Source organism: Candidatus Poribacteria bacterium (assembly GCA_028820845.1).
Lineage (GTDB): Bacteria > Poribacteria > WGA-4E > WGA-4E > WGA-3G > WGA-3G.
In genome coordinates this window covers 1-17,004 of record JAPPII010000020.1, presented here as the reverse complement: position 1 = coordinate 17,004, position 17,004 = coordinate 1, and the positions used below count along the sequence as shown (strand labels likewise).

Genomic DNA, 17,004 nt, shown 5'->3' with positions numbered 1-17,004 from the left:
ATTAAATCTGAGCTGCTGCGTCCGATGTCCTTGCAGTATTCTAATTGTTAAGACCCCTTTTATAACCTAAAGAAGGGCTTTTAACAATTTTAGAGACACCCAGCCAAGGAGCGATTGTTAAAAAAACAAACTCATTGGACACTCACGGTTGCCAATCCGTTGGCGGTCGCTATCCATGCTCTATTATTCGCCACAACAAGCGACTGAATTGCCAATTCACCCGATACGATTTGAGGGGTCGTCGTATCCTGCCACGCGCCAGACCGTGTGTGGTGCGTATAAAACAGGTCGTTCGTCGCTATCCACAACACCAACGGCACTTCGGGTGTAGACGGTAGCGGTCGCGCTTCTTCTTCTATCATCATTTCAGGAAAAAATTCGGGTTCCGACGGATCTTCTATTTCTACGACTTCCTCCGGCACTATCTCAGTCTCTTCTGGGGTCTCTTCCGCAAAGGATTCCTCGACCTCTTCTTCGATAATAGGCTCCTCGATAACAGGCGAAGTATCCAGAGTTCCCTGAATATAAATGTTCTTCAGTTTGTTTTCATCGTCTACGCCGGTGTGGAGCGTCGTCGATTTCCCGTTTCGACCATCCAAATCCGCCCGGAAATAACCGTTAGACTTCTCATCAGCATTGAACCATGTAAGGAGGAGCTGCTCGGCTGCGGTCTCAATCCCGACGATTGTCATACCTTCTCGAATCGCTGTTGAATGGTACGTATACCACTCTTCTATCTCTCGATCAAATGTCCCAATTATCCCATCTTCCGAGACACACCAAACCCTCTCAGGTGTCAGGACCAACGTCTCCAGATTGTCGGCTGGCAGTTGGCTGTTCGGGACATTGTAGACAAGCGGCGGATCAAGACTCCGGCGAATCCGGCGGATAGCACCCATATCGGTTGCGAACCAGATCTCTGTTTCGTCCATCTTGATGTCCCTGACCCAAGCGGGGAATCCATCAAGAGGTGAATACGCCTGAATTTCGCCCGTTAACCTGTTGTAATGGATCGCGCCTTGCGAACGCGTGCCGATCCACACCTCTTGCGCGTTGACGGCGATAGCTCTAACATCCGGAACCGTTTCGACGGCACTATTAATAAGTTGGGGGACATCTTCGATAGGTATCCATTTATCATAAGCAGTTTCAAACAGCATCAGACCTTTCGCAGTGCCGATCCACAACTTTGTTTCATCGTTGGCGATAGCCTGTATCTGGTTGTCTGGCAGCCCGTCTGCGTCTGTGTAAACCGTCCACCGCGTCCGATCAAGAATCTGTTTCGCGCGTTCCTTGACAGTCTCATCTATACTTGACTCGTAGATGAGACTCGCTTCACTCGCAGCCGCTGAGATCCGACCCAGTTTTAAATTGACCTCAGCACGGGTCAGGCGCGCCTCATAAACCCATTCGCTTATTGGGTAGCGGACAACAAATCCCTGTAAAGTGTGAAGGGCATCTTCTAAACGACCCATTTCTGCTTGGAGTTTTCCTATCAGGAAAAACGCCTTTTCGTGTTCGGGTCTGTCCGGATACTGTAAGATTGCCGATTCAAGGAGTGGCAACCCTGCAGCTGCATCCTCTAACTCTTCAACGAATAGGAATCCGGTAATATAACGCAATGCGGGAACGGATGGGTGTTCTGGGTAATGGGTTAGGATTAACTGATAGTTATCCACAGTTACAGCATACGCGCCACTGGCGAGTGCGGTATCGCCGAACGCCTGAAAGAATGGCACGAGGTCATAATTGGCGGCATCAAGGATCGCCACAGAGCGGAAGCGTTCCAGCGCGCTCGCATCGTCGCCATCTGCTTCGTGAAGTAAACCAAGTTGATAGTGCGCAGCGGGGTACTTTGGGAGTTCCTCAATAGCGGCTTCAAAACGCCCCTTCGCTTCTTCGGGGAGTCCTAACTCCAAAAGCATAAGTCCGTTACGGAAATACTTTGCAGCGGTTCGATCTGGAACGTGTGCAGTGTCTGACGTGAAATCAAGGCTATAACCTGCCACAGGAAGCCGTAACACCTGTCCATTATACTCGATTTCAAAATGGGTTTCGGTGGCACCACGCCAAGTGCCGGTTAATCTATCGCCGTTCTCCCCATCCACGACGACGTACTGCTGACTGTAAGTAGGGGACTGATAGATGCATAGAACGACTGATATGATTAGCGTAAATAGAGGGTAAGTTTTCTGTTTTCTGGGTCGTGTCTTTTTTTTCAATGTCTGCTGTAACATAATGGACCTTCAAAATATAGGTTGGTAATTATAGGTTTACGCAATAAGTAGTTTCGGGATTGAAAGTGGGCAATAATACCCACTTTTTTTAATTTTTATCTGTTGTTACCTGCATGCCTTTCTTGAGTTCGCCCCAAGTTATAGCAACTTTTGACTATACGCCTAATCTGGCGAGCTTACATGCTCAATAAATTTCCATTTTTCTCCCACCTGTCTAATCTTGATCTTATCAAAGATTTGGATCATTCCAGTAGTAGGTGGATTAGAAAATATAATATGAATTTTCTTTCCACTTTCCATTTTCACATCCGCAGAAACTATACGCAGCTTATCATCTACACGAGCTGTCTGTCTTCCTACTACTTCTACTACGTATCCTGCTACAATCCCAGGTGAAGATATATTTGGTTTGATCATTCTCTGATTTAAATGAATCTTCACTATATCAATAAGTGCAGACTCCAGGTTATCATGTATATGATCGATCTCTAATATCTGAAGTTTTACCGTTAAGTGTGTACCCTTATCAAATTTAATGGGGGAAGCGAAAAGAAATTCTCTTGAGAGTCCTTGTATTCCTAAATTTGTGTAGTAACCCTTACCAAATGTATATTCTTTAGATTCCTTACCTACATAACTCACGGTGCCTTCAACTTCAACAAACTCATTAATTAATGACAGGTCCCCAGCAGTGCCTCTAAGTAAAATCCTTCTCGTTGCAGATTCTGGAATAGCGTTGTTGAATAATTCTAAAGTTTTCTTTAATCGGGCGTTTTCCGCTTTAAGTTTGGATAGTGCTAATCTTAATTCTAAAACTTTGGAATTTTCTTTTTCCGTAGATGTAGATTCATCTCCTAAACTGAATAAGCTGAAAGATATTGCGATACAGCAAATCAAAATTACCAAAGACAAATTCCTAAACATTTTACACTCCTTTCAAGTGTGATTGGTATTATAGTAAGGTAGTCGTAGAGGGGCGACCCTCTACAACCCCTTCCGAACTATGCGTGCGACTTTCACCGCACATAGCTCTCCAGTCGAGTGTGGCGATAAACGCTTTAGGTCATAGACCACTTTTACTTTACTTCTTATCCATAAGTCTAAGACTTCTATAGACGCAGGCTTTCGCAAGATTTCATTTCTATAGATAAAATGTTTTCAGAAATGTTTCAAAGCACTCCACCTGATTATGCTTCTCTCTCATGAGAGTTCCTAATCTCCTCAACCTTGCGGACTACGGGAATCCGTTTAGGTTCTTTCCAACTCTCTTATAGCAGACTTCACAGATGGATTTAGGAGTATTCTTTACCCCGATACATTGGGCAACCCAATGCTGTATTCTCTCAACCTAATATAATCGCCAACAATGAGTAGCGATTTTTAGATACCTATTGTGAAGAGGTATCTTTAGAATACCATAGTTTTTCAAGGCGTTATCTATGTCACCAATAACGAGGTTTACGAATATTCAACTTTCGCTTCTCCGTGTCCATCCGTTATCGGACGTGTCAATTTTGGACGCTCTTATGAGTTTCGCCTATGTCCGCAGACATGCGCCATTTTCTCCTGCTTGCCACGTTGCTGTTTCCAGCAACGCAGTTAGAGTAAGATATACGGTGTTAGGTTCACCGAGTAGGAGTTAAACCTACATTCTGCTATTGTCTGTTGAAACGCACTCACAATCTTGGTTTAGACGGTGGTCCTAATTTCCGATAGCAGTACAAATTTTCAGAGGCTTTTCAAAGGATTTTCAAACCCAAAACTACTTATTGCGTAGATTTATAATACCAGAAACACGGTGAAATGTCAAGCATATCACCAAACGTCGCCAGGGCTATTTAGTTTTAAGAGTTAAGTTTACCTATGTAAAGCCTTCACGCTTCCGGAAGCCCGAATTTATTCGGGACAGCACACTTTTCCCCAACAAGTTGGGGCATCCGGATGTAAATTATTGGAAAACTGAATGGCCCTGCAAACGTCTCTTGATACCAAAACCCCTATCGGTTATAATACCCACCATGAACGAAGCTACGCTTCCAATCACAGAACTAAAGGAGACGTTTCAAGGTGCAATCATAAAAGGACCTGTCGTGATTGTCGCACCGACTGGTAGCGGCAAATCGACACAAATTCCGCCGTGGTGCGCAGCACTCTCCGATGTCCCCGTGTTAGTCGTTGAACCGAGACGCGTCGCATGTCGTTCGCTCGCACGATGGGTGGCACAACAGCACGGCGAACCATTGGGACAGTCAATCGGCTATACCGTCCGCTTTGAGGATGTCAGTTCCGATGCGCGAACCCGTATCCGTTTTGTCACACCCGGGGTCGCCTTACGATACGCCGCTGGACCGGAGTTGGATCAATACGGCACTATCATTCTGGACGAATTCCACGAGCGCGGTGTAGAGGCTGACCTGTTTCTCGCTATCTGCCGAAAAAAACGGCGCGATGCGAGGCTCGTTATTATGTCCGCCACAATAGCCGCACAACAACTCGCTCGTTCTATTGGCGGACAGGTACTACGCGCGGAGGGACGCGTCTATCCCGTTGACGTGAGGTATCTCGGCGGCACAGTCGTACCAAGTGCTGACCGCTTAGTGGAACGCGTCAAAAGAGGAATCCATCGCGCCCTCAAAGAGACCGAGGGCAATATTTTGGTTTTCTTACCCGGCAAAGGTGAAATTAGTGCCTGCCAAGACGAATTACGCAGGATGCAGCACGTTGAACTCCTCCCACTCCACGCGGATTTACCACCCGGTGCACAGGACTTGGCATTTGACGCAAAATCGCAACGTCGCCGCGTTATCCTCGCAACCAATGTAGCAGAAACGTCCGTCACACTTCCCGGTATCACTGCTGTTGTAGATGCAGGCTTAGTGCGTCAACATATCCATCAAAATCGACGTATCGTCTTGGCACTGCGTCCGATTTCTCAAGCATCCGCCGAACAACGCCGCGGACGTGCAGGTCGCCTCGGACCCGGCAGCTGCTACAGACTCTGGGAAGAACACGCACAACTTGAACAGGAGACACCCCCAGAAATTCAGCGCGAGGATTTAACGCAATTCGTGCTGACCGTCGCCGCAACAGGCTACCGTCCACAAGACCTGACGTTTCTCGATGAACCCCCTGACTTCGCCGTAGTGCGCGCACAGACTGAATTGAAAAGTTGGGGTGTGCTCTCCGACGACGGCACACTAACAACGGCGGGGGCAAAGATTTGTGCATTACCTGTCAATCCGCTTCACGCCCGTTTGCTCGTTAAAGCCCCGCCGCCGCTCCGACGCGATCTCGTGGATTTGATTGCTACACTGGAACGTCCCGCCCCGTTATGGCGGCGCATGAACGATCTATCGACGGAACAGCAGGCCACCGTTCAGAAAGCCCGACAAAAAGACCTCTACCGAGATGGCTGCGACGCAACAACAGCAATCCGAACGTTGCGCGCTGGCGATGAAAAACGCCATCATCTCCATAGAAACGCACTCGCTGAATGCCGCAGAATCGCAACGCAGCTCAGGGATTTCCTTGGATTGCCACCCGTGATGAAAGACAAGACACCCCTACAACCCGATCGCGCTGCACTGATTGCGTATCTCGGACGTGAATGGGACGCTTGTGTGTATGTTCGACGGCGGAGAGGGAAAGGTTGGGGAAACGGACAAGAGGAAGTGCTACTCGATTCTGATTCACTTTTACCCGACGAGCGGCACGCTGCCCTCATCTTGGAGACGGTTGGCATCGCGAAAGGCACGCGCGTTCAACTCATGGGACGCACGGCTATGCCCTGCGCCTTTGAGGACTTGGTGGATGCGGGTATCGGAACCTCTCAACTCGCCACCCCCAGACGCGAAGGCGAGGACATTGTTGCAGAGGTAGTGACCACATACGCGGGAAGGGAAATCGGACGTGAACGCCAATCGCTTAAGGGAGCATTGTTGAGAGAGGCGGTAGCATCCTTGATTCTCTCTGGATCGTTGTTCTCAGGTGTTGGTGAAAACCTTACACGCGCAATTGACGCGTGGCGACTCCATTGTGCCCTCAACCCCGACGTACAAACATCGGAAATAGAGGTGTTGACACCGCAGGCATGGTTAGTTTCACGACTCACCACATTAGGGGTGGAGGCTGCCGAAGAGTGGCAACTCCTCTCTGCCGAGGACCTGACCTTTACTGAAATTGACCCCGACACTATTGACAAAATTGAAGCGCAGTATCCAAAAGAATTCTCCATCAACGGTGCGAAATTCGATGTGGAATACAACCCCGCTCAAAAATTGGTTACCTTACGCTGGCAGCGCGGCATTCGCCAACCGGCGTTGACTGCAGTGTTATTGCCGCGCTGGAATAATTGGAAAGTGCAACTCGACCTCCGCGGACAGGTACGGACAGTCCGTCCTTAGTCGGCTTTGATCTCACCCCACACTGTTGTTAGCAGATGTGGTTGCGGCGCAACCGGCAATGTTACAAATGCTGGATCGAACCAAGAGGGTGTAATGTTCCAGCCACGGTGGGTTAACTCCTTTTTCCTTTTACTGTTTATATCAATTATGGCAATTTGACGATCTCCTTCTCTGGCTTCCTCCATATACACAATTTTATCTCCTGCGGGTGACCAAGCAGGACTGGAAGTACCGGGTACGGCTTTTCCAATCTGCTTCAAACGGCTTCCATCACGATTGGCGATGAAAAGCGCATCTTTGTCCCCGATACCCCACTTGTACCAAGTAAAGGCAAGTCTTTCGCCATCAGGAGACCACGCCGGCGTGTACATCCACGATGATGCTTTGGGTAGAAATGTTCGGATCTCACCCGAATTGAGGGTAACAATGCGGATACGACGACTTCCTCCCACATCGTCAACATAGGCGATCTCGGTTCCATCGGGAGACCACGACGGGTTACCACCACGCGGGTCTGCCGAAGCCACTATTCTCACATCTCTCCCGTGTATCGTCGCCGTTTGGATACTCCATTGGGGTAATTCTGCGTGGAATACGATCCTTTCGCCATCCGGTGCCCACGCCGGTTCGCTTCTACGGGCTGAATTCCTAAATACTCTTCGCAGATGTCTCCCATCCGCATCCATCACATAGAGATCCCTTATACCATCCCGATAAGAAACGAACAGAATCTGTTCACCCGTCGGCGACCAAACCGGACTGACATCGACTAAAGGGCTTTTAGTGAGTCTGACCTGATTCTTTCCATCGGGATTCATAACATAAATATCCCAATTCCCACGCCGATTTGATGAAAACACAATCTTCTCGGTCTTCGGTGCCCTTGCGTCAACTGAGTAAGCACTTGCAAACGTGAATATCAAACTGAGACTACAGAAAATAAAAAAGCGTGTAATTTTCATCTGATTCTCCTCCTATAGTAAACTATTTTATCCTTTTAAAGGTGCATCGAAGCCCCCCAGTTCGCATCCAACCTTTGGGGGTCAGCTTCATATCCCCATATAGGACCAAATAAAGCGTATCCTCCGTCACCGTAATACCCGCCAGCGAAGCGATTGCGTAAGAGGTCTTTTTTGCAGCAGCCCGCCGTGCCCCTTGGACCCCCATATTGCGATTCTGTAGCATCGCGGCTCTTTTCTGTTTCTGCTTCGCAGCTATCTGTTTTACAGGTTCGGAACCGAATAGGAATTCAAGCATATCGGGTCCCGTCTGCTGATTAAAACGAACATACGGAAACGGATCGTCACCGTACTGCTTCGTGGTGATATAACATTGTCCTGTGACACGCCTACCTTGATTGCTGCCACTGTAATGATATGAGCCGCGATCTTGAAAAAATTCAATAGTGAGGTTTTGACGTGTAGAGGCGACGAGTGCCGCTTTCGCGCCCAACATCTGTTGACTCGATTTTTCATCGGTTACTTCAATGCGCGGCAAGCGAGTTGTATTTTCCGCGGAGGCCTGTTCATCTGTTTCCGAATTTGGAGGACCCGGTGCTTCCACCTGTTCAGGTATTGTAGGAGATAGTGCCTCTTTGCCGGCTGTGCTTTTAGAAAGTTGCTGCACAAAAGAGGTTGCCGATTTCAACGCCTGCTGCGGTGTCGATTGCTGCCGTTTCGCGCTAACACTCCCCTCTTCAACTTCCAATCCGACATACTGCCACTTACCAACAAGCAGATCCTTTACTGCCTGCTTGATTTTTTCGGGATTGTGCCTCTGGCGTGCCTCGTTATAAGCTTCAATCAACCGAAGGCGTTCTTGCTGCATCTCTTGAGGTGTTAGCGTCCCACAGCTTGTGAACACTATCATTAGGATACCGAGTACCATTCGTATTTTCACCACTCATTCTCCTTTACCTAACTCGCTTGAAAGTACAGCGGACGCCTCTGCTCTGCGCCCACCCGTTCGGTGTTAATTCCATCACACCAAACAGGGTTAAGGACAACCTGTCCGCTGTGACCGAAATCCCCATCCAATTCCATGGCACCAACTGTTTAGAGGAATCATCTGGTGTATCGCGCACGTTCGGTGGCACACCGGAGATGAATTCAGGAAAACGCTCACCTGTATCCCGAAAAACCCGCAGATACGGAAGCAATTCATCACCATAACGCTCTGCACTGATCTTGAAACTGCCCGTTACCTCCGTGCGTCCATTTACACCGCGATATCGGCGGTAGACGTTTTGATCCATAAAAAACGCAATCGTGAGGTTTTGGCGAGCCGTCGCGTTGAGTTCATACTTTAATGCTGCCAATTCTTCACTCAAATCGCCTTCGGCGACCGCTATGTCCACAAACTGCCACGTGCCGAGAAGTCTCTGGGTCAAATCGTCTTCCATTGGTCGCGGATCCCTTTTTCTCAGGACATCCTCATGCGCAGCGCGAAGCCTATCCCGTTCGTTTTGCATCTCCTGATATTTCGCACTCGTACAACCAGCAAAAGCCAGAAGCAGCAGACTAAAAACCGTTAATATCTTCACTCCTCGATCCTCCCAAAGTAACAGTGCATGCCGCCGCTTTGCACCCACCCAGTGGGCCCTAACTGCATCCTTCCGTGTATCGTGAGGTACAATCTGTCCTCCGTAATCGAAATGCTAATTTCTTTCGCCGTTGAAACGCCTTGCGAACTTGCGAATCCAGAGGGTCCCGCTGATTTACTACTCGGATTTACGGCGAAAAGGAGCTGCGACATTTCAGGACCAGAGCGCCTGAAAAATCGGATAAATGGGAAGGGTTCATCGCCGTAACGGATGGTGAAGACGGTAAATTGACCCAAAATTTCCGTAGCACCGTTTTTGCCTCGGTAGTGATAGATACCTTTTTCTTCAAAGAATTCAAGTGTGAGATTTTTCAGATCAAGGGAGCGCAGCGCAGCTTTGGTTTCCGCAGCCTTTTCAATAGCGGCACCCTCCTCGACTTCAAGGTTCAGGAATTTCCATCTCCCAAGGAGTGTATCGGTGATGCTGGATTTAACTTTGAGTTCGCTGTGTTCCTCACGGAGGTTTTCATAGTTCTTGAGGAGTTGATCGCGCTCTGCCTGCATTTTTTGATATTCTACACTGGTGCAGCCCGAAAGTATCAAGACCCAGATGCCAAAGACAGTTAAGATTTTCACATTCTTTCTCCTTACCACCAACTTCACCGGTATTATACCAAGCCCCTGTTTAAATAGCAACACCGAGGCGTAGAGCAGGTCATTTGATTTTCCAGTAAACCAATCTCATAATAGTTAAGACACAATTTTATGACCAAAAGGATGCATAATTTCAAAAAACTAAACAATTCTGACGCATTCGTGACTTTAGAACTCAAGCGTCAATCCAAAATAGACGATCCGTGGCAGTTGTGGCGCGTCAAAGACTTCACGTTCAATACCAATTTCCTGACCTTGTACGTCAAGCGTCGCCTCTTCAAATATGAACCGTATCTCATTTTTCCGATTGTACACATTCAGAACATCAAGGAAACCTCCTATTTGCAATCCCCAAACATTCCATTTATAACTCACTCGAAGGTCTAACTTATGATACGGTGCGAGTTCGGTGCTTAATTGTTCATCAGCACTCGCCAAAAGCGGATTCAGTCCACGCGTTACGGGGTCCTGGATGAGAACAACGGAGCTGATAGGTACTTCGGAGGTGCCGCTGAGATACTGCCACTTCGCGCCAATCTCAAAATTCGGCGTGAAGCTATAGTTACCGACGACACTCACAATATGCGTATTGTCAAACAAGTAGGGTTGATAGGTAGCATCTGGGCTCTCACGCCGTTCGGCATGCGTATAACTGTATGAGATCCAACCGAAGAATCTATCTGGAATCCGATGCCGTAGGAATACCTCCGCACCTCCGACGTACCCAGCCCCTTGATTGAGATAATTCGAGACTTCATCGGGTGTTACCAGTTTCCGCGCGTCCTTGTAATAAGTTGCAAACTTGAGTTCGGTGCGCGACGAGAGGGGATACTCTAATTCCATAATGTAGTGCCGTGTGAGACTCGACGCCAATGCCCGGTTGCCATTTTCTGCCAATAGGTGAGAGGGTTGTGGGCTCTGCTCATAATGTCCATACGCGAAACGGAGGTTAGACCCGTTTGGCAGTATGAAACTCACACTCCCTCGCGGTTGAACGGAAACCTGTTTAATCACATTCAGATAGTCGAAACGAACACCGAGTGCCACGGATAAGAACTCAAGTGGATCGTAGCGTCCTTGCACATATCCCTCAGCTCTATAAAAATCGTGTCCAAATTCGTCGTATATCTCTTCAACACTGCGCTCCCTAACCTCATAAGTCCCATCATCCAGTGCAACCACTGTGACCGTATCTTCATTTTCTTCCGCATACTCAAGGATTTCGGGAAGCTCCTCGGGGTCTTCCACTTCACTGTACAAGGACTCTGGAAACCTGCCGTCCTCGAAACTGTTGGCAGGACTAAAGGAGAGAAGGAAACCGGGTTCAAATTGAAACTTCGGTGTCAACCGATAGGATACATCCTCGCGGAATGTCCAGACGGGAACGTCAATCTTTACATCGTAGTGGGCATAGTCCACAGAATCAAGGACCCACTCGCCTTGAGGGTTCTGAGAAAATTGCTCATTAACAGGAACTTCAAACGCAATAGTAAGGAAATTGAAGGAACGGGTCAGGGATAAATGTGAGGTGAGATTTTCGGTAAAGTCCGAACGGAGATGGATCCCTTGTCCATCGAAACCGTTTTTGAAAAGAGCGGTGGCGAGAGCACCTTCAGCATCTTCAAGTACCCTTCCGCCCTCACCTTCAAACTCACTGTCCTCCTCCACAATCTTAAAATGATCCGTTGCAGCGAAAGCGTTGAGTGTAAAGTGATGTTTTTCTCCCAAAAGATAGGCGAATTTGAGTTGATAATCTGAAAAGTAAGGCAGCTGCTGTGGACGTCCTGTCTGTTCCTCAAGAATCGGGCCAGCAATGAGGTCTAAGTAACTCCGCCGCCCAGAAGCAGAGATATATCCCTTGCTACCGATGCTGGCTTCAAGGAGTCCTTCGGAATAGAGGATATTCAGGTTGAATTTCCCATTCAATCGCTCCTGAATGCTGTCACGTGCATGGATGTCAAGCACAGCTTGCGAATCCAGTCCAAACTCAGCACCGTAGCCCCCCGCATAGATGTCAATTTTCTCAAGTGTCTCCGAACTCACTGTCGAAAGCAAGCCGCCCCAGTGAAAAGGGTATCCGAGAGGTGTTCTGTCAAGATAGTAAAGATTAGACCCTGGTTCACTACCTCGGATATAGAGAACGCCGAAGTAGTCGTTTGGGATACCAATGCTCGGAAGTGTCATCAGTCCTTTGAGCGTATCGTTGAAGGTACCGGGGATACGCAGGAGTTCGCCGCCACGGACCTCCATTCGGCTGATTGTGGGTGGGAGGCGTTTTCCCTCAACAATAATGGTTTCTAACTCAACTGCCGGACCGAGGGATATTTTCACTTCAGTGGTAGCGCCGCTGCTAATTTTAACGGAAACTTCTGTGGGTATCATTTCAGTAGGATGGGTGACGATAAAAGTATAGGTGCCTTCGGAGAGTTCCGTGAATTGGAAGATGCCGTTTTCATCGGTCTTTTGATTTTGATCGGTTTCAAGAATCCGAACATCGGCACCTGCAAGCGGCCTTCCGGTGCTGCGTTGATAGACGGTTCCTTGAACGTCGCCAGTTTCCGCTAAAGCAGGTAGGGACATAATGATAAACACAAACAGAACCGTGATGAATCGCGATATCATTCAGTTGGTTTGACCTCCGTATAGTATAGACTGTTAGTCTGGGTTTCCTCTGCGTCCGCAAACTAAAAGTTTGCGCTACACGTAGAAACCTTTTATTACACTCACGTTATAAATACAATTTTACGGTAAGAAAGTTGCATAAATATGATAATTCAACGCCCAATTTGGCTTTTGAGTTGACTTAAAATCTATGTTGTCCTCTGTACGCGAAAAAGCCGAGCGTCCATCAAGCACACGCTCGGCTTTTTTGTGTTTCTACTTTTACGATGTCCCAAACGTTAAAGGTGTTGGGTTCAGTTTCATCGCGACCGCGATGCCTGAGTCAGTTGGACTTAACCAAAAACCCGGGGAATGCCATACGGCATTCATACCGTTGATTTGTGAAACGTAGTGGAACGGTGACCAGATTTAATCGTTTAAAAATTATTCTTGATGCAACGTAACCGATCGACGCGGTGGACTAAATTGCTGCGGTGTCAACGGCACTGCCATATTCCGATACACCTGAACCCGGTAGGAACCGAAATCCGGCACGAACATCAACCCATCGTCACTGACAGCAACAGATTTGGGTGAACGCAGGTATTTCTGGGGTTCCAGGTCCGCCATGTCTCGCATCCGATTTGGACTGCCGTTCGTCATCATATATGCTTGTGATACCTTTGACAGTGTGGCATCTCCGAGGAATTGCTGCACATACCGTCCCTCTTCGTTGAAGAGTTGGATGCGATTGTTCCCCCAGTCAGCAACATAGATATCGCCATTCAGGTCAACGTCAATACCGGCGGGACGATTGAGTTCGCCGTTGCCGCCGCCAGACCTGCCGAATTCAAACAGGAACTCGCCTTCGGCATTGAACTTCTGAACCCGGTCATTTCGCCAATCCGAAACGTAAACATCACCGAGTTCGTCCACAGCAACACCCCACGGCATGTTGAATTCACCCTCGCCATCACCGTAGCTGCCCCACTGCAAGAGGAACTTACCGTCTTTCGTGAACTTTTGCACGCGATGGCTTAGACTATCCGCAATGTAAAGATTCTCGTCTGGGTCGAAAGCCATACCAGAAGGTCCGTTGAGTTGCCCAGGTTCAGTCCCCTGTTCTCCCCATGTCCCGATGTGTTCACTGTCCTTGTTAAAGGCGACAATCCGATGCAAGTATTCATCGGAGACATAGATATTCTCTTCACTATCGGCAGTAATCGTCACGGGCCACGTGAACTGCCCATCACCCTGTCCATAGCCCCCCATTGTACCGAGATCTTCATCCTCAACGGTATATTTCCGAATCATCGCAGTGCCGTCGCTACGACACATGATATACAAACGTCCCTCTTGTCCGATTGCGATGTCAACCGGAAAGTTGGTTGTCCGCCGCATACTCAGGGTCTTGTGAAATGGATACCCCGCACGCAGCAAGCCATAAGGTCTACCCATGATAGCCTCCTACCGTTGTCCCTAAGAAAAGGGGTGGATCTGTTCAAAATTCCCACCGACGATGTGCGTCGGATCTACACCCATCCACTGCTCAAGAAGCGTTCCGTAGATACCCCGGAAGTCAATCGTGTGCTCAAGGTCTTCACCGTGTGCCCAACGGGACGGATCAAGGGACGGATATTCGGAATAGAGTCCGCCTTTCACCCGATCACCAATGATAAACGCACCGCCGCCGGTGCCGTGGTCGGTTCCGCTGGCGTTGTCTTGGATACGTCTGCCGAATTCCGTGAAGACGTACATGATAACCTCTTCAGAGGCATCGCGCGCCCGCAGGTCGGTGAAGAACGCTTGGATGGCTTCCGTGAGATCCTTCAAGAGACGTGGGTGGTTTGGTACCTCGTTGGCGTGGTTGTCATACCCACCGTGCTGCGTGTAAAAAACGCGTGTACCGAGGTCAGCGAAGTGGACCCGGGCAACATCCCTGAGGCTTTTCGCGATGGAGCTTTGCGGATATTCCACGTCAGACTGATACATCGCCGGTGCCTTCTTAAGTTCATCAGCACCTTTAATCACATCCAACCCCGTCTGGCTGAGGTAGTCCATCACGATACCGCTGCCGATCGTGCTGCTATACATCGCCTTGAATATCTCAAGTGCCTTCGTCCGGTGCCCTTCATCGCCAATACTGGTCATCAGGCCGTAGTTGTCCAAATCGCCGACAGAAGTAACCGGGATACCTGAAAGCGCGCAGGCGCGCGGGAGCCCCTGTCCAAAACTGACAGCAGTTAGAACGTTCTGGCTTTGCGGATCAAGTTCGCGGACGAGTCTGCCGACCCAACCTTCATCACCAATCTTCAGCGGTTCACAGGTGTGCCAGATATCCATTGCCCGGAAGTGAGAGCGGTTTGAATCTGGGTAGCCTATACCCTGCACAACAGCGACATCGCCGGCATCAAACATCTCTTTGAGAGGCGTAGCACTCGGATTCCATCCCAAGGTATCGTTATGGGGTAGTACATCTTCGGCTTTGATACCTACAACAGGTCGGGAATCGTGGTAAATCCCCGCCGTGTAGGGGATAAGCGTATTCATAAAGTCGTTGCCGCCCGATAGCTGCACAACGACAAGGACTGGGGGTTTTTTCGTAGTAGCCATGTCAATCTCTCCTAAAGGTTAGCCAAGTTGATACTCTCTTGAAGCCACAATTAATTGGAGCATATTCACGACTTTGGTTTGATTCGCCGCTGCAGCGTCGTCGTCCCCGAAATTGAGTTCACCGCTCGCCTCGGCAAATTCGGTCAAGTACTGCTTCGTGGTATCGCCTACCGGCAGTGGACCCACATAATCAAGACATTGGTCGACAAACGCTTCCGCGGAGAGCGAGCTCCCATTAGACGCCTTCAGACGACCGATCAGATCCTGAATACCGGGTTTAGACGCATCACTCACCTCACGAACAGCGAAGTTCACACGAGACGTCAGCAGTCCACCATCAATCCACTCTTTACCGGTGTGCCAACCTTCGACTGTGGGTGGATCGAGAAGTTTCTGCCCCATTAACTGTGTGGCACTCGAAAACTGTCCCGCGCCGGGTTGCGGAGATTGGAAAGTTCCCACCAACTTCACGATTCCAAGGACGAGTTCTGTTGGACTCTTTACCTTCTTGAATTGCGCTTCCTTAAAGAAATCAGAATTAAAAAGGACCCCCAAGACGTGCGACAGATGTCCGTCGGACTCGATAAACGCGTTTGCGAGTGTATCAATGGCATCCGGGTCCTGCGGCGGGGTCACATTCCATGACGGTACCTGCGGCTCATCTGCGACAAAGAAGTTATAGAGATGTCGAGAGATAAACCTCGCGCAAGCGGGTTGCTCAACGATGATGTCAATGATGTCATCCCCGTTGAAGTTTCCGGTGTGTCCTAAGAAAGTTTTCTCACAGTCATCGTGTTCTTCTTCAACGAACATAAATGGCGGTGAGTAGTAACCGTGCGGATACAACGGAATCGGCTGCCCGAATGTCCAGCCTGTAAAAGCGAGGGCGCAGTTCTTGATGTCGTCCTCTGAGTAGTTACCGACCCCTAATGAGAAAAGTTCGAGAAGCTCTCTGCCGTAATTCTCGTTGGGTTCACCCTTGCGATTTTCATTGTTATCGAGCCAGAAGATCATCGCCGGATCTTTGGAGAGTTCGAGCAGAATGTCCCGCATCTTCCCCATACCGACGCGCCGCAGCATATCAATCTGGTCTGAAGATGCAAGGATATGCTGATTCTTGCCGAGTCCCGTTGCGAAGACATGGTGCCAGAAGAGTGCCATCTTCTCCTGAAGCGGGCATCTGCTGTTCAGCATCCGATAGACCCAGATACCGACATAAGCACCTTCGCCACCAAAGTAGCGTTCTAAAATATCTTCATCAATGGGAGTTCCACGTTCAGGATGGACGAGATCGTCAACAACGTTCTCGTAGCCTTTCTCGGCGTAGGCTTCCAACTCGGTGCGGGTTGCTCCAAACCCTGCGCGGCGCATGAGGTGCGCCATTAACGCAACATCGTTGTTTGACATGTTCACCTCCGATAGGTTCATAGTGAGGAGGGTCCTCACGTTAGCAACTTTCGATGGAATACCGTTTTCACGATAAGGTTCGTTCAATTATATTCGGAGAAATTACCGTAAGGTTACGCCTATCTTACAATTAAAGCCAAAAAATTGTCAAGTTTTTTGTTTTTCGTGGGTTTTCCGTAACCACAGGGATCTGTTTTTCCTGTAGGAAGGGTCTCCGAATCTCAACTTGTAACTGAGAACTGAAAACCGACAACTGATAACTGTGGTAAACCAGAAAAATAAATGAGCATTTTACCGTCGGCCCGGTAGGTGCGGTTTATTAAAAGGTGTGCTGGAGCCGCCAACCTGATCTGCTATTTTACCGCCGGCCCGGTAGGTGCGGTTTCCCAACCGCACCGGTGCTGAGTGTCTAATTAATTCTAAGGTTTACCATAATTTTTACATTTTTTCAGATTATGCACAATTCCTCTGCAAAAATTGTGTCTTTAAATTATATAGGACTTACGCAAAATTAGAAAATGAGTTGATATATTCTCAGTCGTCGCTTA

Annotated in this window: 11 protein-coding genes; 1 reads left to right on the top strand and 10 read right to left on the bottom strand. The window is 48.7% G+C overall.

The features are described from left to right. Nucleotides 1–131: 131 nt before the first annotated feature. Both OXN25_05175 and OXN25_05170 read right to left on the bottom strand, forming a co-directional pair. Nucleotides 132–2,237 (bottom strand): tetratricopeptide repeat protein, encoded by a 2,106-nt coding sequence (locus tag OXN25_05175; protein ID MDE0424238.1) that lies wholly within the window; start codon nucleotides 2,235–2,237, stop codon nucleotides 132–134. 162 nt (nucleotides 2,238–2,399) lie between these two features. Then, complete coding sequence (locus tag OXN25_05170; protein ID MDE0424237.1) at nucleotides 2,400–3,161, bottom strand: hypothetical protein; 762 nt, start codon at nucleotides 3,159–3,161, stop codon at nucleotides 2,400–2,402. A 1,094-nt stretch (nucleotides 3,162–4,255) separates the two neighbouring features. On the opposite strand from OXN25_05170, the gene OXN25_05165 reads away from it, so the two are divergent. Then, nucleotides 4,256–6,640, top strand: coding sequence for a helicase-related protein (locus tag OXN25_05165; protein ID MDE0424236.1), 2,385 nt, complete (start codon nucleotides 4,256–4,258; stop codon nucleotides 6,638–6,640). Here OXN25_05165 and OXN25_05160 read toward each other — a convergent pair. From OXN25_05160 to OXN25_05125, 8 genes are all read right to left on the bottom strand, one after another. After that, nucleotides 6,637–7,602 (bottom strand): hypothetical protein, encoded by a 966-nt coding sequence (locus tag OXN25_05160; protein MDE0424235.1) that lies wholly within the window; start codon nucleotides 7,600–7,602, stop codon nucleotides 6,637–6,639. The two genes, OXN25_05165 and OXN25_05160, sit on opposite strands and share 4 nt — an antisense overlap. A gap of 22 nt (nucleotides 7,603–7,624) precedes the next feature. Next, nucleotides 7,625–8,539: a hypothetical protein gene (locus OXN25_05155; protein MDE0424234.1), complete on the bottom strand. Its 915-nt coding sequence runs from the start codon at nucleotides 8,537–8,539 to the stop codon at nucleotides 7,625–7,627. 13 nt (nucleotides 8,540–8,552) lie between these two features. Next, complete coding sequence (locus tag OXN25_05150; GenBank protein ID MDE0424233.1) at nucleotides 8,553–9,182, bottom strand: hypothetical protein; 630 nt, start codon at nucleotides 9,180–9,182, stop codon at nucleotides 8,553–8,555. Then, complete coding sequence (locus OXN25_05145; protein ID MDE0424232.1) at nucleotides 9,179–9,817, bottom strand: hypothetical protein; 639 nt, start codon at nucleotides 9,815–9,817, stop codon at nucleotides 9,179–9,181. Before OXN25_05145 ends, OXN25_05150 begins: the two co-directional genes overlap by 4 nt. Nucleotides 9,818–10,003: 186 nt before the next feature. Further along, complete coding sequence (locus OXN25_05140; GenBank protein ID MDE0424231.1) at nucleotides 10,004–12,457, bottom strand: TonB-dependent receptor; 2,454 nt, start codon at nucleotides 12,455–12,457, stop codon at nucleotides 10,004–10,006. A gap of 423 nt (nucleotides 12,458–12,880) precedes the next feature. Continuing rightward, nucleotides 12,881–13,894 carry an NHL repeat-containing protein gene (locus OXN25_05135; GenBank protein MDE0424230.1) on the bottom strand — a complete coding sequence of 338 codons (1,014 nt, stop codon included), beginning with the start codon at nucleotides 13,892–13,894 and terminating at the stop codon, nucleotides 12,881–12,883. A gap of 21 nt (nucleotides 13,895–13,915) precedes the next feature. Next, the gene (locus tag OXN25_05130; protein ID MDE0424229.1) at nucleotides 13,916–15,049 is read right to left on the bottom strand and encodes a DUF1501 domain-containing protein; all 1,134 of its coding nucleotides are present in this window, start codon (nucleotides 15,047–15,049) and stop codon (nucleotides 13,916–13,918) included. An 18-nt stretch (nucleotides 15,050–15,067) separates the two neighbouring features. Then, nucleotides 15,068–16,456, bottom strand: coding sequence for a DUF1800 domain-containing protein (locus tag OXN25_05125; GenBank protein ID MDE0424228.1), 1,389 nt, complete (start codon nucleotides 16,454–16,456; stop codon nucleotides 15,068–15,070). Nucleotides 16,457–17,004: the final 548 nt, after the last annotated feature.

Coding starts and splice junctions, on each gene's coding strand:
- OXN25_05135 (MDE0424230.1), bottom strand. CDS start 13,894: ATGGGTAGACCTTATGGCTTGCTGCGTGCGGGGTATCCATTTCACAAG.
- OXN25_05130 (MDE0424229.1), bottom strand. CDS start 15,049: ATGGCTACTACGAAAAAACCCCCAGTCCTTGTCGTTGTGCAGCTATCG.
- OXN25_05160 (MDE0424235.1), bottom strand. CDS start 7,602: ATGAAAATTACACGCTTTTTTATTTTCTGTAGTCTCAGTTTGATATTC.
- OXN25_05140 (MDE0424231.1), bottom strand. CDS start 12,457: ATGATATCGCGATTCATCACGGTTCTGTTTGTGTTTATCATTATGTCC.
- OXN25_05165 (MDE0424236.1), top strand. CDS start 4,256: ATGAACGAAGCTACGCTTCCAATCACAGAACTAAAGGAGACGTTTCAA.
- OXN25_05125 (MDE0424228.1), bottom strand. CDS start 16,456: ATGTCAAACAACGATGTTGCGTTAATGGCGCACCTCATGCGCCGCGCA.
- OXN25_05175 (MDE0424238.1), bottom strand. CDS start 2,237: ATGTTACAGCAGACATTGAAAAAAAAGACACGACCCAGAAAACAGAAA.
- OXN25_05170 (MDE0424237.1), bottom strand. CDS start 3,161: ATGTTTAGGAATTTGTCTTTGGTAATTTTGATTTGCTGTATCGCAATA.